Raw genomic sequence first — 1,106 nt, 5'->3', positions numbered from 1 at the left:
ACGCTGACCTGCACGGCCGGCAACGTCTATACGTTGACGCAGCAGGACGTGAACACCGGTTCGCGCGCCAACACCGCGACGGGTACGGGCACCACGCCGACCGGCGGAACGGTTAACGACACCGACGACGAGACCGTGACGATCACCCCGGCGGCCTCGATGGCGCTGACCAAGACGGCCGGTGCGATCACCGACACCGACACCCCGGCCAATGGCGCGGGCGACATCGGCGACACGATCACCTACACCTTCGCGGTCGAAAACACCGGCAACGTCACCCTGACGAACGTCAACGTGACTGATCCGTTGCTGCCGAACCTGGCGTGCACGGCCGTGACCCTGGCGCCGGGCGAGACGCAGACGCTGACCTGCACGGCGGGCAACGTCTACACGTTGACGCAGCAGGACGTGAACACCGGTTCGCGCGCCAACATCGCGACCGGAACGGGCACCACGCCGACTGGCGGTACGGTCAACGACACCGACGACGAGACGGTGACAATTGCCGCCGCGCCGAACCTGACCTCGGAGAAGACCCAGACCAGCAACGCGGACGAGGACGGCAGCGGCTCGATCACTGTCAACGACACGCTGAGCTACCGCATCCGCGTGACCAACACCGGCAATGTGACCTTGGCGGACGTGGTCGTCACCGACGACAAGATCACGCCGAACACGATCACCTGCGCCACGCTGGCTCCTGCGGCGACCTGTGACCTGGTCGGTACCTATAAGGTCCAGCAAACCGACGTGAACGCCGGTTCGATCGTCAACAAGGCGACCGTGTCGACCTCGACGCCGAATGTGTGTCCGGCCGGTTCGACCGATGCCAAGTGCAACCCGACCGTCACTACGCCGGTCACTCAGACGCCGAACCTGACGTCGGAGAAGACCCAGACCAGCAATGCCGACGAAGACGGTAGCGGCTCGATCACCGTCAACGACACGCTGAGCTACCGCGTCCGCGTGACCAACACCGGCAACGTGACCCTGACGGATGTGGTTGTCACTGACGACAAGATCACGCCGAACACGATCACCTGCGCCACGTTGGCCCCGGGTGCGACCTGTGACCTGGTCGGTACCTACAAGGTCCAGCAGTCCGA

The 1,106-nt window shown here is 64.7% G+C and carries 1 protein-coding gene; it reads left to right on the top strand.

Annotated features, from left to right (window positions below):
* Positions 1-1,106 (top strand): DUF7507 domain-containing protein (locus BLU84_RS27410; RefSeq protein ID WP_211664606.1); only part of this gene is annotated, 1,106 nt, incomplete at both ends.

Source organism: Lysobacter enzymogenes, assembly GCF_900106525.1.
GTDB lineage: Bacteria > Pseudomonadota > Gammaproteobacteria > Xanthomonadales > Xanthomonadaceae > Lysobacter > Lysobacter enzymogenes.
Note: the sequence above shows the minus strand (reverse complement) of the source record. Positions and strands in the feature narration are given on the sequence as shown.